The organism is Bacillota bacterium (assembly GCA_012842395.1).
Lineage (GTDB): Bacteria > Bacillota > SHA-98 > UBA4971 > UBA4971 > UBA6256.
On record DUSX01000004.1, the window covers coordinates 48192 to 70395 of the forward strand.

The following is a 22204-nucleotide window of genomic DNA, read 5'->3' on the forward strand; positions in this document are numbered from 1 at the left end:
GCGACTCAGTACAACAGGAGGGCTACCATCGCTCCCACCGTTACGCCGAGATAACGCCACATCCGTGCCATGCGCTCCGCCTCGTCCCGGGCGCGGGCCTCGTTCGCGCGGAGCCGCTCGCGTACGAGCGCGACGTAGCGAAGCTGGTCATCCGCGCCGCACGTCCCGAGAGTCTCGCCGAACGCGAGAAGCGCAGCGCGATCCTCGGCCGCCAGGGCCGACCACGGGTACACACGGTTCACCGCCGCCTGCCAAGCCTGGTTCGGCAAGAGCTCGGATGAGCCAATGAGATCCGCTGCGACGCGAAACACCCTCGCTCCGACCCCTTTGGAACCGCGGCATGCGCGAGACAGCGCCTCGGCGAGGGGCGTCCTTGCGAAGGAGATCTCCGTCTCCAGCACTGCCAGCGCCGTCGCGATCTCCGCCAGCTGGCGCGGGCGCTCCGAGTAGTTGCGAGCAATCGTGTTTCCGATGAGGGCGGCGGATCCCACGACCAGCGCCGCCCCGAGCAGCCTGAGCACGGAGCTCACCTCCCTGCTGCACCTCCACCTAGTGCCCGGAGCGGGTGAACAAGAGCGTTTGCGACTTAAGGTCGAAGACGGACTCCACCGTGCCCGGTCCGTCCTTCGAGCTGAGGGTGACCACTCTCTCGAACATCTGGCCCTCGAACAAACACCGCAGCGCAGGGCGTCTGGTGACGTCGTCCAGAGAGTCGCCGTGGGCCGTGGCGACGATGCTAACGCCGGCGTTCATAACCTCGCGGACGGCCACGGAGTCCTCCTCCCTGCCGATCTCATCGGTCACCACGAGGTCGGGCGACATTGACCTCACGAGCATGATCATCCCCGCAGCCTTGGGGCACGCGTCGAGCACATCTGTGCGCATGCCGACCGTGTTCTGCGGGACCCCGTAATAGCAAGCCGCTATCTCGGAGCGCTCGTCCACGATGCCGACCCGCAGGCCGACGAGGCCGAGGGATCTCACGCCGTCGCTGGCCTGGCGGGCGATGTCCCGCAGGAGCGTGGTTTTGCCGCACCGTGGGGGTGAGATGATGAGCGTGTGAAAGAGACGGTTCCTGGATTTGACGAGGTACGGCATGACGGCGTCCGCTGCGCCCAGGACCTCGTGTGACACCCTGATGCAGAATCCTGAGATGTCCTTGATGACCTTGACAGTGCCGTCTTGCACCACGGCGCGGCCGACGATGCCTACCCTGTGACCCCCGCGCAGCGTGATGTACCCCTGGCGGATCTCGTCCTCGTACGAGTAGATGGACGAACCCGCCATGAGTTGAAGGGTCACGAGCGCCTCCTGATCGGTAAAGATGTAGCCGTCGTCTGGCCCGGAGGCGATTCCCCCGCGTGACGAGACGAAGACCTCTTCGTCCCCGACGTCCAACGTTACCGGGCGCCCACGCCTTAGCCGTATCTCGTGTGCCTTCCCCAGGACCTCAGGAGGCAGCGTCTGTATTGCCGACCGCAACTTCATCGGAAGGCACGGAAGGATCTCGTCCGCAATCACCCGGTCCATGGGCCGCCCGCAGCGTCCCTCCGCCAGCAAAGCACGTCCCTCCCTCGTACAACCATGCTTATGCGGCGGCCACGGCTTTATGACAAAAACAGCGCGGGGACGGTGACAGGATCACCGCCCCCGCGCCGCGTCCCGGCGCTTCTTGCCAGGTACCATCCTATGCCCAGATGATGCGGCTAGTACGGTAGGCCGTCAAGCACAAGTTTGACATGACTAGTTCTCTCTTGTTTTCCGACGCCTTGGGTTCCCGGTGACTGTACGAGGGGTGTCAAAACCCACCCACGCCCACGCACCCTGGAACCGTCCATCACCTGTGCCCGTCTACTCAGACTCGCTCGAGGTACTGGCCGGTGCGCGTGTCAACTCTTATGATATCACCGACGTTTACGAAAAGGGGCACTTGAACGACAGCGCCCGTCTCGAGGGTGGCGGGCTTCGACCCACCCGTCGCTGTATCTCCTCGCAGGCCAGGGTCGGTATCCACCACGGCGAGCTCCACGAAGTTCGGAAGCTCGACCCCTATGGGTGAGCCCTCGTACATCTGGACGCCGATGATCATGTTCTCCTTCAGATACTTCTTGGCGTCGCCGAGCGTCTCATTGTTCAGGACGAGTTGCTCGTAGGTGGACGTATCCATGAAATAGTTCTCGTCGCCGGAGCTGTAAAGGTACTGCATCTCTCTGTAATCTATGTGGGCCCGCGGAAGCTTCTCTCCTGCCCGGAACGTTCTTTCTATGACGTACCCTGTTTTCACGTTCTTGAGCCTCGAGCGAACGAACGCGGAGCCCTTCCCGGGCTTCACGTGCTGGAAGTCGACCACAGTGTAGACCTCGCCGTCGAGCTCGATGGTAAGGCCGGTATGGAAGTCGTTAGTAGATATCATGCACCCACCCCCGAACTGGATCAAATACAGACATATTTCGCGTCGTCTCTAGATTATCCTCTCCCGTCGCCGGATATTTGGCGCATCTGAAACTAAGCGCGAACTCTTGGCGACATAGTTAGAGCTCGATGAGCTCCTTCGGCGAGCGGGTAAGGTTCAGGACCCCTCCATCCTCGACGACAACGAGGTCCTCGATTCGCACCCCGAGCTTGCCCGGAAGGTAAATGCCCGGCTCCACGCTCACCACCATGCCGGGTTCCAGCACGACGGACGATGAAGGGGCGAGGCGCGGTTCCTCGTGCACAGCGAGGCCCACACCGTGCCCGAGCCCGTGGCCGAAGTTCTCGCCGTATCCTGCCTCCGCGATGACCTGCTGTGCCATGGCGTGTGCCTGCTCGCCGGTGATACCGGCCCTAATGCCCTCGAGCGCGGCACGCTGCGCTCGGAGGACGATATCGTAGATCCTGCGCTGTTCCTCGGAAGCCCTGCCCAAAACCACGGTGCGCGTCGTGTCGCCCCGGTAGCCATCGACAACGGCCCCGAAGTCGAGCACGATGAGCTCGCCAGGGACGAGCCGTTTGTCGCTGGCCACCGCGTGAGGCATGGCCCCGTTCGGGCCGGACCCGACGATGATGTCGAAGCCCAGCCTTTCCGCCCCGTTTCTCCTCATGAACCACTCCATCTCCAGGGCGACCTCTATCTCGGTCATGCCCGGTTTCATCACCGTAACGATGTGCGAGAACGCGGCGTCGCCGAGCGCCTCCGCCCGGCGGATCTTGTCGATCTCCTGATCGTCCTTGACCATCCGCAACCTCTCCACGAGCCCTTCTACAGGAACCAACTTGATTCCCTGGAGCTCGGAGGAGAACGTCTCATACTGCTTGTACGTGATGACGTCTTTCTCGAACCCGAGGGTCGTGACGCCGATCTCGCCAAGGACCTCTTTCAGGGTGTCCGTGAACTTCACGCCGTGCTTCACTATGCGAAAGTCAGGCGCCTGGGCCGCGGCCTGCTCGGTGTACCGGAAGTCGGTTATGAGCACTGCGTGGTCCTGCGACACAACCGCGAATCCTGACGATCCTGTGAACCCCGTCATGTAACGCCTGTTTTCCGGGCGCGCCACGAGAACAGCATCGATCTCGTGCTCTCGAAGCGAGTCTCGGAGCCTAGCTATTCTTTTCGACACACATGCCACACCCCATCCCTCCATCCGGCTTGCCTGAGGTGCAGAGGACCCAGAACCACCGGCCTCCGGTCCGGCCAGCCTCGGCTCGTCCTCACGAACCAGGCCCTCCCGGACCGTCCCCACCAGGAGCCGCCGGATTCGGGATATTCTCCCCCGTGCTGACGTTCTCCTGCTCTGCCCCGGCCTCCATCCCCGTCTTTGTTGCGGCCGGCGCTGCAGCGTCGTCCACAGTCACTATGGTCGGCGTTATGAATATGACCATCTCGGTTTCCTTGGCCTCCACCTTCTTGTTCTTGAAAAGCTCTCCCAGAATAGGGATGTCGCCGAGGATGGGGAGCTTCAGCATGCTCTCGATCTCCTCACGCTGCAGCAACCCCGCGATGGCCAAGGTTTCGCCGTCCCGCACCGTGGCCACGAAATCTGCCTCCCGCGTCCTCACGTGCGGGTAGCCCTGGGTCTGCTCCTGCCCCAGGATGGACGACACCTCCGGCTGGACGTGCACGGTTATGAGGCCGTTACGGTTGACGCGGGGCGTTATGATGAGTTTCACCCCAGCCTCGATGAACGACACGCTCTGGCTCGTCTCTCCGCCGCTCGAACTCGTAACGACGACCGGGATCTTATCGCCGATGAACACCCGAGCCTCGGTGCCGTCGAGGGTGGTAGTGCCGGGGCGGGCGATTGTCACAGCCTTCCCTGAGTCCTCCAACATCTTCAGGAACGGCCCCACGCCGAGTGACAGCCCCACAAATGCGCCTGTGGCAGGGTCCGTTCTTATGTACACCTTCCCGAACTCCCCAGCCTCCTGCCAGTTTATCCCGTACTCGTCGAGCGCATCCTTAGCGATCTCTTCCAGCCGGGCGTCTATGCGCACCATGGGGATGGGAACGTCCAGCTTTTGCACGATCCGGGCCGCCTCGTCGAGCTCGATTTCGACGCCGGACGCTATGATCGAGTTCGTGCGCGCCTCGATCTGGAGTCTATCGGCGGGAATGACAAGGCTGAGGGCCTGTTTGATGTCATCTGGGGAGGAGTAGTTCAGCTTGAATACCCTGGTCTCGACCTTGTCGAATCCATCTTTGAACCGTGCGGGGGCGGCAACCACGAGCGTATTGCCGACGTATCTGTAAGCAAGCCCCGTAGCGAGCGTAACGAGCTCGACAGCGTCGGTAACGGGAACCGCCTTGAGCGTGAGCGAAACCTCGCCCCTCACGGATGGGTCTGCTATTATGTTTACGCCGCCGAGTTCCGCAAGGATCTTGAGGACGTCCCGAATGTCGGCACCCTTAAGATCGACTGTGACAGGCCGCGGGCCGGGTTGAGCCTGGGCATCTGTTTGAGCCCCCGCTTCAGGCTGTGCCTGCGCTTGGTCCTGGGCCTGGGATGCCGGCGGAGAGCTCTCCCCGCCACCGGCGGTTGCTGCCGCCTGCGCTTCCAGGGGCGCGGGCTTCACTAAGCACACGAGCATGAGCAGAAGCGCGATCGCCAGGGCGACGCGCCTGGCTTGGCGCAGACCGGTTGTCATCGTCCACTGCCTCCCCCGAGTTCCAGCACGAACTCCTCGCCTTCTTTGACCACGGTAACGGATTTCTGCTCGACGGCCTTCACCAAGGCCCCCTCGACCTCGTCACCGGGGCGCACGATGATGCTGCCCTTGGCTGTCCTCACTATCGCGTACGCGGCCGAGTCCCCCGAGGTGATGATGCCGGTCACGAGCATCGGCGGAGGCTCCACAGGCCGCCTTTGCGTCTGCGTGGCGGCGGACGCCCCTTGCGGCCTCTGGGCGCTGCCACCCCCCTGGTGGGCGGCCGCAGCGGGAGCGGGAGCGGCCGCGGCGGGCTCTTGCGCAACCGTGACGGCGGGCACACCAGCGTCTTGCTTGTCGCCCGCGCCCTCCGTCGCGGGCGTGGGCTCAACGGATACGTTCGGCGCTACAGGAACTGGCGAGCGGGCGGTCTCGGTTTCAGCAAGCCCGGCGGCGCCGCGCGCCTCAGGCGCGCCTGCCTCTGGAGGCTGCACAGGCCCGACCGCTTGGGCGCCCCTCCCCGCCGCGTCCGCGCCGTCCTCGGACGGCACGGGCTTGTCCGCGCCTCGCGTCGCTGTCTCCTCGGGCACGGGCGCGGCCGGTGGTGTGTCCGCAACCTGCGCCGCACTCACGGGCTCTGAAGCCCCAGCCTCGGAGGGTGACGGGGGAGCGGATGCTGCACCGGCGCCTGACGCGCCTGAAGCCTCGTCTTCCAGGGGAGCCTCTCTTTCGGCCGCGGTGTCCTGAGCACTCGTCATCGAGGGCGCTCCGGCGATTCGCGAGATGCCGTGAGGTCCTGCCTCGGGTGTCGCGGCCTCGGGACCCGGGCCTACCTTCTCGGCCGCCTGCTGCAGAGCGATAGTCCTATCCGCCGCGAAAGGGTCCGCGGCCGCCCTCGCCCGAAAAGGAATGGTCTCTTCATTCTTTCCGGTCTGCACGACCTGCGGAAGTGGCTCCTGTAGCTCGCGCCACTTCTCAGGAACGGCCGAACGCCCCGCTTCAGCGGGAAGCGCCTGCCCCGGAGCTCTCCCGGAGGGCTGCTGCGCGATCTTCACGCCAGCGAGCACCGCGGCGGCCGTCACGGCAAGCGCCACCGCCGCGACCGCAAGCCAGATTCCCCGGTTTCGCGGCGGTTTTTGAACACCGTGCCTGGGGGCCACACGTGCCCCCGCGCCCGACAAAGGTCTCATTTGCCACCCCCGCCCTTCGGCAGCGCGTACAGGACTACAGAAAACGTGGCCTCCAAGGCCTCCGCTGTTCCAGGATCGGTCGTGCCTCCTGACGCAGCAAGACGGACGGCCCTGACGCTCATCGCCCGGCCAGCGGAGAGAATCTCCGTGAGAAACGTCTTCACTTGGCGATAGCAGCCCTTGATCCCTATCGTGACGGGGACCTCGACATATGGGCTGGATACGGACGGAGGTTCTAGCGAAAGAGACTGCAAGGTCGCTCCCGAGGCCCACGAGGCTCGTTCCACGTCCCTGAGAAAGTACGGGATGCTCTCTTCCTTTGTCACGGTCGAGTCGATGGCTTGGAATGACTTCAAAGCCTTTTCGTACTCGTCACGCAGCGTCCTGAGGGTCTCGCTCTTTTCAGCGACCGATCCGATCCTAAGGCTCACCTCGTCGAGGCGCTGGGAAAGCTCGGCGGCCGTGCGCGACATCGGCGAGAACACACACGCATAAAACACATATCCCGCAATACCGAGACCCAACGCGAGGACGACGATGTACTCGAGCATTCGGCGGCTCGGAACCGTCATGGCTGCTCACCCCCCGCCCTGGCGAGGGTTGCCTGTGCCTCAAAGACGAACATGCTCGCGCTTTCATCTGCCCTGCTCGTGCGGGCCAGCCACACGTCCTCGAAAAGACCGGAGTCCTTGAGGGCCAGCGCGAGCGAGGCGACGGCTTCGAGCGAGGCAGCCTCCCCGTCTATCACCGCTTTGCCGTCGTTCCCAAGTGTGAACTGCCCGAGTCGCACGCCCTCTGGAATGAAGCGTGGGAGGACCTCCAGGATCTCCTGCGCCGGGAGCCCGGCCTCGACCTGTCGCTTGGCCGCCGAAAGCTTGGCGAGCGCCTCGTCTCGTCTCTTGCGAGTCTCGTCAATGCTGCGGTCCAGCCAGGCGTAACGCGCGTAGTCCTCTTGCTGTGTTTTCAAGGAGCGGCGCAGACCCGCGATCTCCTGGGCCTTGGCCACGTAAATGAGAACGGTCACGAGCACGAAGCCCAGGACCGACGCCACCACCAGTATCCGCAGGACGCTTGTCCTCGGTGGCTTCGGCAGCCCTTGTGGGAGTAGGTCAACACCCTTCACCGTTCCTCCACCCCCCGGAGCGCGAGCCCGATGGCAACAGAGAGAGACGGTCCGTGCACGGCGAGCACGTCAGCGAGGCCAGGCCTGTTTGCGGCGGCCACGTTTCTGAGGGGATCACCATGGATCACGCGCACGCCGACGCTGTTCTCGAGGAACTTATCGAGCCCGGCGAGCCTCGACCCACCGCCGGTCAGGACGATCGAGCCGATGGGCGCGCCAGCGCCCCGCCTTGTCCTGGCCTGCGCGTTGCAGTAGTCGAGAGACCGCCTCAGCTCAAGGGCAAGCCTCGCCGCGACCCCCGCAAGCGCCTTTGGAATCACAGCATCGTGGTCGTGCGCTTCGTCAGGGCCGCCCGCGTCAGACTGCGCGTTGACTGCTGCCTGCGTCGGCGCTGGCAGCGCCACTTGGGAGCTGCGTTTCGCCGCTTCAGCCCAGTCGAACGCACGTCCGGTGGCTTCAGCGACGGCGGCGGTGAAATCATTGCCGCCCAAGGGAACGATGCGGGTAAACCGCAGGACCCCGCCATCGGAATAGGCAAGGTCCGTCGTCCCGCCGCCGATGTCCGCGTAAAAGCCCGACGTCTCGGCGCCGTCGTCGCGGAATATGCGGTCCAGAGTAATGGGTTGGATGTCGAGGGCAAGCGGGTACAGCCCCGCAAGCTGCATCGCCTCGACATGGCTCTGTACGAGCTTCTTCGGGGCTGCCACGATCATGACCTCGAGCTTGTCCGGAGAATCAGGCGGGGGCCCGATGATGTCGTAGTCTATGCTCGCGTCTCTCGCGGGGTACGGGATGTAGGCCCCCGCGTCCCACTTCACTGCCTGGGCGAGTTCTTCCCTCGGCATGCGCGGGAAGAGCGCGTGACGCACCACCACGTCGTCGCCGGCGATAGCGGCATAAACTTCGTTGGACCGGATGCCCGCCGCGCGCATGGCCTCCCTCACGGCATCGGCGACCTTGGGAGGATCGAGAACGCTCCCTTCAGAGACCGTGCCTTCGGGCGTGGGATGCACACCGGCCCGGGTTATCTCGACCGCGCCCTTTGTTTTCGTGATCTCGACCACCTTGATGAGCGTTGTCCCGATATCTAGCCCCACGGCGCGCTTCGCGCCGCCGAACGGAAGAAGCGGGCTCAGACGACCGCCTCCTTTCGAAACATGAACCCTAATGCTGGGCCGCCACACCTGAAACCATTCTCAAAAGTCGGGAGCGTTTCCGTAAGAGACTGTTGAACTCCGCCAGCAGCTACCCGTTTGGCCCAGCACGGCGACGGTTTTGCGCGATTCGACCGGGCCATCCTGACACGATGTGGGAACCATCAACAGTCTCCTACTCCCGTACTTACTGTTGCACTACACAGGCAAAGGAACCTGAAAGACGCCACCAAAGCGGCAAATCGGCGCAGACTGGCGCATGCGCGCTTAGAACCCCACCTGGCCGAGCCACGGGAACACCAGGCGCAGCACCCAGGTGCCCGAGATACACACAATGATCGCTCCCGCCGCAATGAAAGGCCCGAACGGGATCTCGTCTTTCCTCTTTTTGAGGCCTGCGACGATCAAGCCGATCCCGACCGCTGCACCGATGAAGCAGGCGATCATGAATGAGGCAAGCCCGCCCCACGGCCCGAGAAAGCTCCCCACGAGCGCCATCAGCTTGACGTCCCCGCCCCCCATGCCGCCGCGGCTCAAAAGGGCGATGAGAAACACCAGCCCGCCACAGGCAACAAGCCCAATAGCGCGCATGGCAACCTCGTGCAGGCCCCAGAGCGCTCCCGCCGCCACGCCCACCGCCATCCACGGAAGCGTGAGCCTGTCGGGTATAACCCCATGGTTGAGGTCGATCCCCGCAGCAACCACGACCAGGCTCGCCAGAACGAGGTAGCTAAGTATCCCGACAGTGACTCCCCGACCCACGACGATCAAGAGAAAAATAAATCCCACCCCCACCTCTATGGCGGGATAAAAGAACGATATTTTCTCACCGCAGTGCCGGCACCTGCCCCTAAGCAACATGTAACTCAACACCGGCACAAGCTCCGACGGCCCCAGCATGGCCTTGCACTTCGGGCAGTGTGATCCCGGCCGCACCACGGACTGCCCGCGTGGCAGGCGGTGGATGCAGACACCAAGGAAACTGCCGATGACTGCGCCGAACAGGAACACGAAGATCTCAGCGATGATAGCGTCACCTCGTTAAATCCCGACAGCCACCGTGTTGGGGGCACCCGCACGCCGACCTGTGCCGTTCTCAGGAGCTGTTCCTGGTTCCTGGGAGAATGCTCCACAACGCGCTCGAGACGCCGGGCAACTCCTCGTCGTGCCTGGTAGACATGATTTCTAGGAGGCGCGCCTTCGGCAAGAAGTCGGTTTTCGCGCCAGCCCCTCCAGCGGCGATCGTAAACGTCGCAAAGCTCCCGCCTGCATGCAGCGGCAGCGCGGTCATCAGGAGACGGCACAGACTGCCTCACGCGGGCAACGGGACGGCCGGGTCGTCGAAGGCCCATCGGACCCGGCAGCCGCTACCCGCATATCTGACGACATCTCAGGATTGCGTCAGTGTACCCTACCCCGACACGGAACACGGTCCCGAAGGGCAATGCCTCATGCCGGCAGTCACAGCACAGACCACTTAGCCCATTCTCCGCATTAGGAGCGCGGTTGAATTGAGACATGACCAGCTAAAGGACTAGTCGTCGAGGTCCTCCGATCGTCTTGCGGTGCGTGACCATTGTGCCATTTAGCTGGGAATACGCTTCTACTACGTAAAACGAGCCTAGACTCCGCCTTAAGACTGTCCCTGCTGCAGCTGAGAGTGGTCACAAGTGACCTTTCCGTTGCTGTCGATCGAGTACTTGGCCGCATTGTTAACTGGACAGGTGACTTCCTTCTCAAGATAGCCCTTATCTGTCAGCAGTTTCTGATCCAGTGTCCCGCCTTCGCCTTCTGGCCACTTGTCCTCCTCGACATAATACATCCCGGCGGCAGCCTCGAGGGTCTTGCAGTTGGCGTCACACGCCCTCTCCTTCGCTGCTTTCGTCATGCCAGCGAGGTTGGGTACTGCGATGGCAGCAAGAACACCTATGATGGCGAGCACGATCAGCATCTCAACAAGCGTGAAGCCCCGGCGCTCGGTCAAGACACGCCTTGCGCTTCTCTTTATACGCCTCACCATGAGCCTCATTTCACCAATGCCTCCTTTTTCCGTCATGTCTCCTCTCCCCAATCCCCGGGGAGATCGTGATCTCATGAATACGACCCCCTCAAGCCCATGTAAGCTGGGATCTCACCCCCTTTCGCCGAACAACGGCATGCCGGTGCGATCTCAGACCATCATCGCACCATCTGTGTCAGCTGGAACATCGGCAATATGACTGATGCTGCCACGAGGGCAACGGACAGGCCCAGGAAGACGATCACCAGCGGCTCTATCAGGCTCGTTAGCGACTTTATGCCGCGGTCGACCTCCTGCTCGTAGAAGCCCGCCAGCTTCATGAGCAGGCTGTCGAGGGCGCCGCCTTCCTCGCCGACGGCCATCATCTGTGTGACGACCGGAGGGAAGATCCCTGCCTGCGCCAGCGGAAGGGCGATCCCCGCGCCTTCTCTCACACCGGAGCGGACCTGCCGGAGGCCGATGGCGATGCGGCTGTTGCCGACAACTCGCTCCACGATCTCGAGGCTCTGGAGGATCGGGACGCCCGCGGCCACAAGGCTTGCCAGGGTCTGGGCGAACCGCACCACGATGACCTTCTCCATGAACCTCCCGATCACAGGAAGCTTCAGCACAGTCGAGTCATACCAGTAGCGACCGCGATCCGTCCTGAGCCAGTATCCAACGGCCACCGCTATTAGCGCTGGCATGCCGAGCACCACATACCATCTGGTCTGGACGAACTTCCCCACGCCGAACACGATCTGCGTGATCTTCGGCAGCGGCACGTCGGACTGCGAGAGCACTTCGACGAACCTCGGGATCACGAATGTCATCAGCACCCCGACCACTATCACGGCGAAGCTCGCCACGACCGCCGGGTAGGTGAGCGCGCCCTTGACCCTCTGGCGGAGGTCGTGGTCCTTCTCGTAGTAGTCCGCGAGCCGCGCGAGCACCTCGTCGAGCCGGCCGGTCACCTCCCCCGCCTCCACCATGTGGATGAAGAGCGGCGGGAACGCGCCTGTCTCGGCGAGCGCGCCCGCAAGCGGGTTGCCGGCATCCACGCGCGCCTTAGCCGCCTCGAGCACGCGCCTCTCCAACTTGTTCTCGGCCTGGCCTGCGAGGGTGTGCAGTGCCGCCGAAAGCCCCACTCCCGCCTGCATCATCACGGAAAGGTGCCGCGAGAGCCTTGCGAGGTTCTGGACCTTCAGTCTGCCCCCCACGGGCGGCTGCGCCGCTGCTGCTGCTCCGGCGCCACCCTCGGCCTCGCCCTTCTCCCCGCCGAAGAGCCCTGTCACGAAGAGGCCCTGCGCGCGCAATAGCTCGGCCGCGGCGGCCTCGTCGGCCGCCTTGATGGTGCCCTGTGTCAGGCGCCCTTCGGCGTCACGCGCCCGGTATGTGAATACCCGATCCACTCCCGCGACCTCCTATGCGCCCCTGATGAGCCGCTTGAGCTCGTCCTGGTCCACCGCTATCGTGAGGGCGTCCTCCAGGCTCACCACGCCCTGTTCCACCCACTGTCGCAGGGACTGGTCCATGGTCTGCATCCCGAACCTCGCCCCGGTCTGGATCACCGACCGAAGCTGGTGCGTCTTGCCTTCCCTGATGAGGTTTCGCACCGCAGGCGTGCCGACCATGACCTCCACCGCCGGGACCCGCCCGGGCTTGTCCTTCCTCGGGATGAGCTGCTGCGAGATCACCGCCACCAGCGTGGCGGCGAGCTGGATCCTCACCTGCTGCTGCTGATAGGGCGGGTAGACATCGATGATCCGATCGATGGTCTGCACCGCATCGCCCGTGTGCAGCGTGGCGAGCACCAGATGCCCCGTCTCTGCGGCCGTGATCGCCGTGCTCATGGTCTCGAGGTCGCGCATCTCGCCCACGAGGATCACATCGGGGTCTTCCCGCAGCGCCGCCCGGAGCGCCAGGGCGAACGAGGCGGAGTCCTGCCCGATCTCGCGCTGGTTCACCATGGCCTTCTTGTGCCGGTGCAGGTACTCGATTGGGTCCTCGATCGTCATCACGTGGCAGCTTCGCTCGCTGTTGATGAGGTCCACCATCGCCGCAAGCGTCGTGGACTTGCCACTGCCCGTCGGCCCCGTCACGACGATGAACCCCCGGCTCTTGCGAGCAAGGCTCTCGATGATGGGTGGAAGGCCTAGCTCGCTTATGCTCGGTATCTCGTGCGGGATGACCCTTATGGCCGCCCCGCACGTCCCGCGCTGCCTGTATGCGTTTACCCTGAAGCGCCCCACTCCAGCCAAGCCGTATGAAAAGTCCACCTGGCCCTGCTCCGCAAAAACACGCTTGTGCTCATCGTTCATGAGCGCCAGCACGAGCCCTTCGGTGTCCTGAGGCGAAAGAGGCGGCAACCCCTCGACAGGACGCAGGCTCCCGACCACCCTCAGGACAGGTGGAAGGCCGGTCGTGATATGTAGGTCGGATGCGCCATTCCCGACAGCTACTTTCAGCAATTCCTCTATTGACAAGATCGAGCGTCCTCCTTGCCATCCGGCACCGCGCACACCTTTGCGAGTTCCTGGGGTGTCGTGATCCCCAGCAGCACCTTGCGCGCGCCGTCAACCACGAGCCTGGTCATGCCCGCCTTCACCGCCGCATCCTCGATCTCCTCGGCGGGCGCGGACTTCATGACGAGCGCGCGGATGCAGTCGTCGACCACCATCACCTCGGCGATGGCCGTGCGCCCGTAGCATCCCGTGTTCGCGCACTGCCTGCAGCCAGGGCCGCGCCTGAGCACCCTTCCCCGCTCCGCTTCCACCCTGGCCGCCGTATCAGGCGCAAGCGCGCTCCACGCCGCCCACGTCGCAGGATCAGCGTCGTACTCTTCGGCGCAGTAAGCACACACTTTTCGAACCAGCCTTTGTGCCACGACCGCGGTCACCGATGATGCCACGAGGTACGGCTCGACCCCCATTTCTACGAGTCGCACCAGCGCCCCAGCCGCGTCGATGGTGTGGAACGTGCTCAAAACAAGGTGCCCCGTCATCGCGAACCTTATGGCGATCTCGGCAGTCTCGCGGTCCCTTATTTCGCCCACCATGACGATGTCGGGGTCCTGCCTAAGGATAGCCCGCAGCCCTGCCGAAAACGTAAGGCCCGCCCTGGGATTCGTCTGCACCTGGTTGAGGCCGGACACGCGGAACTCCACGGGATCTTCGATGGTGACAATGTTCTTCTCTGGGCTATTGAGCTCGTGGAGAGCCGCGTACAGCGTCATGGTCTTGCCGCTTCCCGTCGGGCCTGTCACGAGCACGATCCCGTTGGGCCGCGCGAGCGCCTGGCGGAGGCGCGCCGCATCCGCCTCCAGGAACCCAAGCTCGTCGATACGGGTAATGGCCCCCTTTGACCGCAGGATCCTGATCTCGACCTTCTCGCCATAGAGCGTCGGAAGCGTGGACACGCGAAGGTCCACATCCTCGCCCTCCGCTCGCATCTCGACCCGCCCGTCCTGCGGCACCCGCCTTTCGGCAATGTCCATGCCTGCCGTGACCTTGATGCGGGACGCCACCGCGGGGCCCAGCTCTTTCGGGAACGTCATGACCTGCCTCAGGACACCGTCGACCCTGTATCTCACCCGCACTTGCGACTCTTGCGGCTCGATGTGGATGTCGCTCGCCCGCGCCTTCACAGCCTCGGAAATGATGGCGCTCGCGAGCCTCACCGCCGGGGCGCTCATCACCTGCGCGTCGTCGGCGGCCTTCCTCGCCTCGTCAGCCCTGGCCTGCTGCGCCTTTCCGGCCGCCCCGGCGACCTGGGCCTGGACCTCCTTGACAAGCTTCACGGCGGGGCCGGCGCCGTAGCACTCGGCTATCGCGGCCTCGATCTCCGCCTCGCTGGCAATGACAGGATCGACCTCGAGGCCTGTGGAGATCCTCACGTCATCGATGGCGAAGACGTCCAGGGGGTCCGCCATGGCGAGGGTGATGCGGTCGCCGACTCGCTCGATGGGGAATACCTTGTGGGACCTCACGAACGCCTCGGGGAGAAGCCGCGCCACTTCTGGGTTGATGATGTACCTGGCGAGCTCGACCCGGGGAATTCCGAGTTGGGTTTCGAGGGCTGTGAGCATGGTGTCTTCATCGACGAGGCCTAGGGAGACCAATACCGCACCCAGCCTTCCACCCCCATCCTTCTGGGCAGAAAGCGCTTTGTCGAGGTCTTCCCGCGATAGGACCCCCGCGTCGACTAGAATCTCACCCAGTTTGCGCCTACGCGCGGCGGGCGCCGCCTGATCTCCGTACACGACGGTCTCGGCGGCCGACAGCTCGCGCCCGGCGCCGGCTCCCCCTGCCGTGCCCATGCTTCCTTGACACACCCCATCATCAGCGCCGCTGTCTGGCATGCCACAATACACCATGATTACCATATAGTGGCATTTGTCGCAATACAAGATATTCGTTCTCTATTTGGACATGCTCCAAGGAATTCCTGCACGCCCATCCAAAAAAGAGCAAGAAAGGACACGCCTGCTGGCAGGGCTCCTAGGCTCGCACTATAATCGTTAATCGTTCTCGACGGATACGAGGGATTGAACGGGCATTGAGTGGGGTGCACAAATACTTCGCCAGGGTGGACACCGGCGCTCCTGCAACCACTGGAAATGGTGAAAGGACTGACGCACCCTCACCTATGGATACGAGAGACAACCGCATCACGAGCCCGTTTCCGACCGCCTCTTGAGAAGCTGTGCCACTTCGTCGAGGATCTTGTGCGCGAGGTCCCTTTTCCGCACGAGCGGGATCGCATCCACTCGCCCGTCGCGGTGTATGATCTTGGCCTCGTTGAAATCGGACCCGAATCCCGCGCCGGGACGTGTCACATCGTTAGCCACGATAAAGTCCAGGTTCTTCGCGTGCAGCTTCTCGGCGGCGTGATCCATGAGGTCGTGGGTTTCCGCGGCGAATCCCACCACCACACGTCCGCCCTTGTGCCTCCCCACGGTGCTGATGATATCCTCGCACGCCTCGAGCTCCAGCGTCATCGGCCCCGCGCTCTTCCGCAGCTTTTGGGGTGCCGCCTTTGCGGGGCGCCAATCCGCGGGGGCGGCCGCTCCGATCACCGCGTCGGCCTTCTCGAACCTCGCCATCACCGCGTCCAGCATCTCGCGAGCGGTGCGAACGTGAACCACCTCGACTCCTGCCGGGTCCGCCAGGGAAGTAGGCCCGCTCACCAGGACAACACTGGCGCCGCGGTCACGTGCGGCCTCCGCCAGGGCATAGCCCATTTTGCCCGAGGACCGGTTCGAGATATGCCTCACGGGGTCTATCGGCTCCTCGGTCGGCCCCGCGGTCACGATCACTCTGAAGCCTGCGAGATCTCTCTTGACGCAGACTATCCTCTCGATCTCCTTCACGATCTCCTCCGGCTCCGGCATCCGCCCTTTGCCCTGGGCGCCGCACGCGAGGTATCCCGTGGCAGGCTCCATGGCTCTGTAACCGAGCGCGCGGAGGCGTTCGAGGTTCGAGCGGAAAATGGGGTTCTCGTACATCGCCTCGTTCATAGACGGGACGAAAAGCACCGGCGCCCTCGTCGCCATTATGATGGTCGTGAGAAGGTCATCGGCTATGCCGCAGGCGACCTTGCCGACGCAGTTCGCCGTGGCCGGCGCAACGACCACGATGTCTGCCTTCTCCGCAAGCGCGACGTGTCGTACGTTCCATTCCCCTGGGTCGGAGAACATGTCAACGCTCACCGGATTGCGCGAGAGCGTACGAAACGTGAGGGGCGAGACGAACTTCGTGGCCGCCTCGGTCATGACGACGTGAACCTCTGCCCCGCTTTTCACAAGGATGCTCGCGACCTCAGCAGCCTTGTACGCGGCGATTCCTCCCGTGACTCCGAGAATCACCGTCTTGCTCTCCAGCTTCGAGCCGTCCATCTCGCACCTCGCCCCCCGTGGCTTGTCCCACCCGCCCCGCTCCCGCTGCGCAGGCCGGCGGGCGGTCCGTTCCTTACAGTCGTGTGGCGCCCCTCGCGGGGCGCCACACATTCCACAATCACAACTACTTCATACCTGACTTGGGCTGCTCGAACGTGACCTTTCCGGCGAGGATCTCCTCCATTGCTATGGTTACGGGCTTGTCCGACTTCGAATCTACGAGTCTCTTCGCCCCGTTCATGAGCTGCCTTGCTCGCTTCGCCGTCGCGACCACCAGAGCATAGCGGCTCTCGGCCTTGTCGGCGAACGCATCAACAGGTGGATAAGACATATCTTGGAACGTCCCTCCCGTAAACACGCATGAATTTCCGGCGGTCACCGGCTCGAAGGCCCTGAAACCTCATCGAGCCTCCCTTCGCAGGGAGTCGACGAAGGACCTCAGGTCACATCGGGCGATCCTGCACCGTTCCGCGGTGAGTATGGCCTTGAGCTTCTCTGTGGCCACCTCAAGATCCTCATTGACGATCACGTAGTCGTAGTCGAAGACTGCCTCGAGTTCCTCCATGGCCGCGTTGAGACGCGCACAGAGCGCGTCGGGCGCGTCACGCCCGCGCCGCGTCGCGCGCCTCCTGAGCTCTTCCATGGACGGCGGCATCAAATACACGAACACACCCGCCGGCCACCTCGCCCTCACCTGCCGTGCGCCCTGTATGTCCACATCGAGGATCACATCCTCCCCTTGTTCGATCGTTTCCTCGATGAACCTGCGAGGTGTGCCATATGAATTGCCGTATACCGTAGCCCACTCCAGCAGCTCCCCCGCCTCTTGCATCTCGCGAAATCGTTCGGGCGTCACGAAGTGATAGTGAACCCCGTCGATCTCTCCGGGCCCCGGCGGGCGCGTGGTGACGGACACGGAATAACGTATGCCTTCGGTTCGTTTCAACAGCTCATTCACCAGGGTGTTCTTTCCGGCGCCCGATGGGCCGGAAAGCACCACAAGGAACCCGCGCTTCCTCCGCACACCGCTCACTCGCTAGCTTCACGACCCAAGTCTTTGCCACCCAGCCTGTGGGCCACGGTCTCGGGCTGCACCGCGCACAGGATGACGTGGTCGCTGTCGGTCATGACTACCGCACGCGTCCTCCTGCCGTACGTCGCGTCTATGAGCCTGCCGCGGTCCCTGGCTTCCTGGACAATTCTCTTGATGGGAGCGGACTCGGGGCTCACGATGGCGATGATGCGGTTCGCCGCCACGATGTTCCCGAACCCGATGTTAATGAGCTTAACGTCCATGTCCGGCACCTCTCCCTATTTCGCCAGTCTCTTGAGCAACGCTTCCTTCTGCCTGGCCCCAAGACCCTGGACCCTTCTCGACTCGTGAATCCCTATTTCCTCCATAATCTTGCGACTTCTGACTCGTCCGATCCGTGGCAACGACTCCAGCAGGTACGCGACGCGCATCCGGGATATCACGTTGTCGTCGGGACTGTTCAGGATCTTCTCCAGCGTGAGGGTGCCGCGCTTCAGGCTCTCGCGGATCTGCGCCCGCTTGGAACGCATCTCCTGAGCCTTCTTGAGGGCAGCCCTCTTCTGCTCGGCGCTCAGCTCCGGCAAAGCCATGGTCTCACCTCCTTGCATGTAAGACTCGATGTAGCCTGGGGCGGGGTCACTCTATGTTCTGGATTTGCTCCCGGATCTTCTCGAGTTCGCTCTTGATCTCCACTACCATATGAGAGATCTCGACGTCCTGCGACTTCGACCCTATGGTATTGGCCTCCCGGTGCATCTCCTGTACAAGGAACTCAAGCCGCCTTCCGGCGGGCTCGGCCTGTTCTATGACCGAGTGAACCTGCGCTATATGGCTTGCAAGCCTTACGAGTTCCTCAGTGACGTTGATCTTGTCGGCGTATATCGCCGCCTCCATTGCGATGCGCGTCTCATCAATGGGAACATCTGCAAGGAGTTCACGCAATCGTGCCTCGAGCCTGGCTCTGTATTCCTCTGCGACGACGGGGGCGCGCTCCGAGATCCTGGCTATAAGCTGCTCTATTTTCGACGTCCTATGAACCAGATCGCGCGCCAACGACTCCCCCTCGGCCGCCCGCATCCTCGCGAGCGCCTCCAGGGCTTGGTTCGCGGCGGCTTTCACAACCTGCCATGCGGCATCGGGGTCGACAGAAACGGGCTTGACCGTGACGACGTCCTGGAGACTCAGAATGGTCTCGACTCCTACCTCACCGGCGATCCCGAGACGCGCCGCGAGGTCCTTGGCGGCGGCATGGTAAGCCTGCGCCAGGTCCATCCTGACCTCGACCGTCTTCAACGGGGCCCCGGCCTCTTCCACCGTGACACTTACGTCGACGTGCCCGCGGGCGAGGCTCTCCGCAACGAGGGCCCGAAGCTTGTCTTCGAGCTCGGCGAGCTCCCTCGGGATCCGCACACTTATATCACGGTATCGGTGGTTCGTCGAACGCACCTCCACCGTGACAATGAGCCCCTCGCCGGTGGACGTTCCCCGGCCGTACCCGGTCATGCTCTTCGGCATCAGGCGCCGCGCCTCCCGAACCCTATTCTACTACATAGCATTTGCGGTTCACAAGTGCTTTTTGGCATGAATTGCCGTGTTGACCACGGGAAAGGTCGCGGCATGTCCCCAAGGCCAGCTCAGCCCGGTTTCGCTGCCTCGTTCGCCTACATGGTTGCCCGCAGCATCCAGGCCGGGACGGGACGGGGATTGAAAAAAGCAACCCACTGGATCAGGCCCGAATCATGCCCGCACCACGGACATGTGACGCAGGAGGGCGCGGCGCGCCTTGCGGGCCACGACCGCAAGAGCGCTGGACCATCCTGAGAACACGAGAATGATCAACCAGTCCACGCCCCTGAGAGGAACGGTGTGAAAGACGCGTTGAACGGCTGGCCAATACACCACCGAAACCTGCATCACCGAGGATATCAGCACAGCTCCGACGAGGTATGGGTTGGACCAAGGGTTCAGCTCCACGATGGAGCGATACTCGGACCGGCAGTGAAAGACGTACAAGAGCTGCGCCATGACCAGGGACGTAAAAGCGACGGTGCGCGCGCGCGTGATGTCCGCATGGAGAAAGAGGGACACGAGAAACGCCGCTATCGTGCACAGACCGATGAATACGCCCTGCGAGGCTATCTTGAGTCCGAGCCCCCTCGAGAACACCCCCTCCTTGGGGTCCCGTGGCTTCCTCGTCATCACATCCGGGTCCACCGGGTCGACACCGAGCGCGATCGCCGGAAGGCCGTCGGTCACGAGATTCATCCACAGGATCTGCATGGGCACGAGAGGCAACGGCAATCCCACAAGCACCGCGATGAGCATTGAGAGAACCTCGCCGGCGTTGCACGCGAGCAGGTATCTTATGAACTTACGAATGTTATCGTATATCCCGCGGCCTTCTTCAACGGCCGCGACGATGGTGGCGTAATTGTCATCGGCGAGAACCATCGCGGCGGCCTCACGGGTGACGTCGGTGCCGGACATGCCCATAGCCACGCCGATGTCCGCCTCCTTGACAGCGGGTGCGTCGTTCACGCCGTCGCCTGTCATCGCGACCACGTGTCCCTGGCTCTTGAGCGCCCGCACGATCCGGAGTTTGTGCTCGGGGGATACCCTCGCGAACACCGACGTCGTGACCACCGCCTTCGAGAAAGCCTCCCCCGTCATGTGATCGATCTCCGGTCCCGTGATGGCCCGGGCCTCGCCGTCCGCGAGTTCGAGGGCGCTGGCCACGGCAGTGGCCGTCCCCGCGTGATCTCCGGTTACCATGATCGTCCTGATGCCGGCGCTGCGGGCGGTCCTGATGGCGCGCTTCACATCCTCTCGCGGAGGATCCACCATCCCCGCGAGGCCGACGAACACGAGGTCCGTCTCGATGCGGCCCGCTGAACGGACATCCAGGTGCAGGCCCTCCGGAAGCTCGCGATACGCGAGGGCCAGCACGCGCAAGCCGCGCGCGGCCATCCGCGCGCTTCGCGCGAGAACGGCGTCCCTGTCGCTCCTTGTCATGGGCCTTGCCTGCCCGCCCACCAAGAGCGAGCCGGACAAGCCCACCAGCACCTCGGGCGCACCCTTGACGTAGGCGATGGCGCCCCTGCCTCGTGGGTTCTCGTAGACAGCGGTCATCATCTTGCGCTCCGGGTCGAAGGGGATCTCGTACAGGAGCGCTGCCCGCCCGCCCGACGGGGCCCGGTCGCGGAGCAACCCTGCTTTGGCCGCGGCCACCACAAGAGCCCCTTCCGTGGGATCACCCAGAACGCCCCATCGGCCGCCGGCGGGGCCGCGTCGCGTCGCGCGTGCCGCAGCAGGCTGCATAACCGAGTCCGGACCGGCCACTTGCCCGCCGCACGTAAGCCGCGCGTTGTTGCAGTACAGGCCGATCCGGAGGGCCAGGGCAAGGTGGTCATCGGCAAGTGGATCGAGGGGTCTACCGGCCTCGATGAACTGCCCGAACGGGGCGTAACCGGTGCCGGTGACCTCTATCAACCTGCCGCCGAGGTCCAGCTCCGTCAGGGTTATCTCGTTCCGGGTGAGGGTGCCCGTCTTGTCAGAGCAAATCACTGTCGTGCAGCCCAGGGTTTCCACGGCCGGCAGGCGCCGCACTATGGCATTCCGCTTGCTCATCCGCTGCACACCGAGGGCAAGGGCTATGGTCACCACCGCGGGCAGGCCCTCGGGAATAGCCGCCACAGCCAAGCTGACCCCGGCGAGGAACATCTCGATGACCCCTTCGCCGCGCCAGATGCCAGCCGCAGAAACGAGAGCGCACAGGGCGATGCAGATGAACACGAGCGTCCTGCCTAGGTGCTCGAGCCGCCGCTGAAGAGGCGTGAGCTCCTCTCTCTCCTCCTGTATCAGGTGGGCGATCCGGCCTATCTCGGTATCCATGCCAGTTGCGACGACCACAGCCTTCCCCCTGCCGCGCGTGACGACCGTGCCCATGAAGACCATGTTCCGCCTGTCTCCGACCGGCACAGTCGCCGCCAAGACGTCGTCCGATCTCTTGACGACGGGCACCGACTCGCCGGTAAGTGCCGACTCCTCCACCTCTAGGGCGGTCGTCTCGACCAGCCGGGCGTCCGCCGGGATCCTGTCGCCGACCTCGACGAGGAGGAGGTCTCCAGGGACGACCTCCCTCGCCTTCACCTCCATGGGCGCACCGTCCCGGATGACCCTGGCGGACGGTGCCGCAAGCTCCTTGAGCGCTTCGAGGGAGCGCTCCGCGCGATACTCCTGCAGAAAGCCAAGAGCTGCGTTCAGGGTGACGATGGCCAGGATCGTGAAGGCATCGCCTGTCTCTCCCAGCGCCGCCGATATCCCGGCCGCCGCGATGAGCACCAATACCATGAAGTCGCTGAACTGGTCCGCAAACATCTTGAGAGCCGAGGCCTTCCTGGCTTGCCGAAGCTCGTTGGGCCCGGTTCTGCCGAGCCTCCTTGCCGCCTCCCTCGAAGACAGCCCCGCCACGAGGCTGGTTCTGAGGCACGACGCCACCGCGGACGGGCCCATGCTGTGCCACGAGTGCTCCTTCCGGTCCTGCAAGACGCTCACCCCTGTCGCCTTGAAGAGTGCCAGCGCCCCGGCTCCGGTGCCGGGACGTCACACATTCATTGATATGCCCTTGTCCATGGGAACATGTCTGGGGACATCGCCCGAAGTGCGCCAGTCTTAGGCGCCGGAGT

At 63.7% G+C, this 22204-nt stretch carries 21 protein-coding genes; all 21 read right to left on the bottom strand.

Translation table 11 applies throughout. The annotated features are described in order from the left end of the window. Positions 1-5: 5 nt before the first annotated feature. Positions 6-521: a stage III sporulation protein AB gene (locus tag GX515_02370; GenBank protein ID HHY31858.1), complete on the bottom strand. Its 516-nt coding sequence runs from the start codon at positions 519-521 to the stop codon at positions 6-8. Positions 522-549: 28 nt separating this feature from the next. Beyond that, positions 550-1530, bottom strand: coding sequence for a stage III sporulation protein AA (spoIIIAA, locus tag GX515_02375; GenBank protein HHY31859.1), 981 nt, complete (start codon positions 1528-1530; stop codon positions 550-552). Between the two features lie 325 nt (positions 1531-1855). Next, positions 1856-2413 (bottom strand): elongation factor P, encoded by a 558-nt coding sequence (gene efp, locus GX515_02380; protein HHY31860.1) that lies wholly within the window; start codon positions 2411-2413, stop codon positions 1856-1858. A 118-nt stretch (positions 2414-2531) separates the two neighbouring features. Beyond that, positions 2532-3623: an aminopeptidase P family protein gene (locus GX515_02385; GenBank protein ID HHY31861.1), complete on the bottom strand. Its 1092-nt coding sequence runs from the start codon at positions 3621-3623 to the stop codon at positions 2532-2534. A gap of 67 nt (positions 3624-3690) precedes the next feature. Continuing rightward, positions 3691-5124 (bottom strand): hypothetical protein, encoded by a 1434-nt coding sequence (locus tag GX515_02390; protein HHY31862.1) that lies wholly within the window; start codon positions 5122-5124, stop codon positions 3691-3693. Then, on the bottom strand, positions 5121-6314 hold the full coding sequence (locus GX515_02395) for a hypothetical protein (protein HHY31863.1): 1194 nt from the start codon (positions 6312-6314) through the stop codon (positions 5121-5123). Before GX515_02395 ends, GX515_02390 begins: the two co-directional genes overlap by 4 nt. Beyond that, positions 6311-6886 (bottom strand): type 4a pilus biogenesis protein PilO, encoded by a 576-nt coding sequence (pilO, locus tag GX515_02400; protein HHY31864.1) that lies wholly within the window; start codon positions 6884-6886, stop codon positions 6311-6313. The genes GX515_02395 and pilO overlap by 4 nt, the downstream gene beginning before the upstream one ends. Beyond that, positions 6883-7437: a PilN domain-containing protein gene (locus GX515_02405; GenBank protein ID HHY31865.1), complete on the bottom strand. Its 555-nt coding sequence runs from the start codon at positions 7435-7437 to the stop codon at positions 6883-6885. The genes pilO and GX515_02405 overlap by 4 nt, the downstream gene beginning before the upstream one ends. After that, on the bottom strand, positions 7434-8621 hold the full coding sequence (gene pilM, locus GX515_02410) for a type IV pilus assembly protein PilM (protein HHY31866.1): 1188 nt from the start codon (positions 8619-8621) through the stop codon (positions 7434-7436). The genes GX515_02405 and pilM overlap by 4 nt, the downstream gene beginning before the upstream one ends. 237 nt (positions 8622-8858) lie before the next feature. Next, entirely contained in the window at positions 8859-9602 is a 744-nt protein-coding gene (locus tag GX515_02415) for a prepilin peptidase (protein ID HHY31867.1), read from the bottom strand. Positions 9603-10224: 622 nt separating this feature from the next. Continuing rightward, positions 10225-10620: a prepilin-type N-terminal cleavage/methylation domain-containing protein gene (locus GX515_02420; GenBank protein ID HHY31868.1), complete on the bottom strand. Its 396-nt coding sequence runs from the start codon at positions 10618-10620 to the stop codon at positions 10225-10227. Positions 10621-10769: 149 nt separating this feature from the next. After that, positions 10770-12002, bottom strand: a complete 1233-nt coding sequence (locus GX515_02425; GenBank protein ID HHY31869.1) for a type II secretion system F family protein — start codon at positions 12000-12002, stop codon at positions 10770-10772. 12 nt (positions 12003-12014) lie between these two features. Continuing rightward, positions 12015-13076, bottom strand: a complete 1062-nt coding sequence (locus tag GX515_02430) for a type IV pilus twitching motility protein PilT (GenBank protein ID HHY31870.1) — start codon at positions 13074-13076, stop codon at positions 12015-12017. Further along, a complete protein-coding gene (gene tadA / locus GX515_02435; protein ID HHY31871.1) occupies positions 13067-14908 on the bottom strand; it encodes a Flp pilus assembly complex ATPase component TadA in 1842 nt (613 codons plus the stop codon). Before tadA ends, GX515_02430 begins: the two co-directional genes overlap by 10 nt. Before the next feature lie 351 nt (positions 14909-15259). Then, positions 15260-16486 carry a bifunctional phosphopantothenoylcysteine decarboxylase/phosphopantothenate--cysteine ligase CoaBC gene (gene coaBC / locus GX515_02440; protein HHY31872.1) on the bottom strand — a complete coding sequence of 409 codons (1227 nt, stop codon included), beginning with the start codon at positions 16484-16486 and terminating at the stop codon, positions 15260-15262. 124 nt (positions 16487-16610) lie between these two features. Then, positions 16611-16817: a DNA-directed RNA polymerase subunit omega gene (locus tag GX515_02445; GenBank protein ID HHY31873.1), complete on the bottom strand. Its 207-nt coding sequence runs from the start codon at positions 16815-16817 to the stop codon at positions 16611-16613. Positions 16818-16886: 69 nt separating this feature from the next. Further along, the gene (gene gmk, locus GX515_02450; protein ID HHY31874.1) at positions 16887-17510 is read right to left on the bottom strand and encodes a guanylate kinase; all 624 of its coding nucleotides are present in this window, start codon (positions 17508-17510) and stop codon (positions 16887-16889) included. Positions 17511-17515: 5 nt separating this feature from the next. Further along, positions 17516-17782 (bottom strand): DUF370 domain-containing protein, encoded by a 267-nt coding sequence (locus GX515_02455; protein HHY31875.1) that lies wholly within the window; start codon positions 17780-17782, stop codon positions 17516-17518. Between the two features lie 15 nt (positions 17783-17797). Further along, entirely contained in the window at positions 17798-18109 is a 312-nt protein-coding gene (locus GX515_02460; protein ID HHY31876.1) for an integration host factor, read from the bottom strand. A 46-nt stretch (positions 18110-18155) separates the two neighbouring features. After that, positions 18156-19034 carry a YicC family protein gene (locus tag GX515_02465; protein ID HHY31877.1) on the bottom strand — a complete coding sequence of 293 codons (879 nt, stop codon included), beginning with the start codon at positions 19032-19034 and terminating at the stop codon, positions 18156-18158. Between the two features lie 222 nt (positions 19035-19256). After that, the gene (locus GX515_02470; protein HHY31878.1) at positions 19257-22031 is read right to left on the bottom strand and encodes a cation-translocating P-type ATPase; all 2775 of its coding nucleotides are present in this window, start codon (positions 22029-22031) and stop codon (positions 19257-19259) included. Positions 22032-22204: the final 173 nt, after the last annotated feature.

What these genes read in the sequence shown, in the direction of transcription:
- spoIIIAA (HHY31859.1), bottom strand. Translation starts at nt 1,530, where the DNA reads ATGGACCGGGTGATTGCGGACGAGATCCTTCCGTGCCTTCCGATGAAG.
- efp (HHY31860.1), bottom strand. Translation starts at nt 2,413, where the DNA reads ATGATATCTACTAACGACTTCCATACCGGCCTTACCATCGAGCTCGAC.
- GX515_02385 (HHY31861.1), bottom strand. Translation starts at nt 3,623, where the DNA reads ATGGAGGGATGGGGTGTGGCATGTGTGTCGAAAAGAATAGCTAGGCTC.
- GX515_02390 (HHY31862.1), bottom strand. Translation starts at nt 5,124, where the DNA reads ATGACAACCGGTCTGCGCCAAGCCAGGCGCGTCGCCCTGGCGATCGCG.
- GX515_02395 (HHY31863.1), bottom strand. Translation starts at nt 6,314, where the DNA reads ATGAGACCTTTGTCGGGCGCGGGGGCACGTGTGGCCCCCAGGCACGGT.
- pilO (HHY31864.1), bottom strand. Translation starts at nt 6,886, where the DNA reads ATGACGGTTCCGAGCCGCCGAATGCTCGAGTACATCGTCGTCCTCGCG.
- GX515_02420 (HHY31868.1), bottom strand. Translation starts at nt 10,620, where the DNA reads ATGAGGCTCATGGTGAGGCGTATAAAGAGAAGCGCAAGGCGTGTCTTG.
- tadA (HHY31871.1), bottom strand. Translation starts at nt 14,908, where the DNA reads ATGGGCACGGCAGGGGGAGCCGGCGCCGGGCGCGAGCTGTCGGCCGCC.
- coaBC (HHY31872.1), bottom strand. Translation starts at nt 16,486, where the DNA reads ATGGACGGCTCGAAGCTGGAGAGCAAGACGGTGATTCTCGGAGTCACG.
- GX515_02445 (HHY31873.1), bottom strand. Translation starts at nt 16,817, where the DNA reads ATGTCTTATCCACCTGTTGATGCGTTCGCCGACAAGGCCGAGAGCCGC.
- GX515_02455 (HHY31875.1), bottom strand. Translation starts at nt 17,782, where the DNA reads ATGGACGTTAAGCTCATTAACATCGGGTTCGGGAACATCGTGGCGGCG.
- GX515_02460 (HHY31876.1), bottom strand. Translation starts at nt 18,109, where the DNA reads ATGGCTTTGCCGGAGCTGAGCGCCGAGCAGAAGAGGGCTGCCCTCAAG.
- GX515_02465 (HHY31877.1), bottom strand. Translation starts at nt 19,034, where the DNA reads ATGCCGAAGAGCATGACCGGGTACGGCCGGGGAACGTCCACCGGCGAG.
- GX515_02470 (HHY31878.1), bottom strand. Translation starts at nt 22,031, where the DNA reads ATGGGCCCGTCCGCGGTGGCGTCGTGCCTCAGAACCAGCCTCGTGGCG.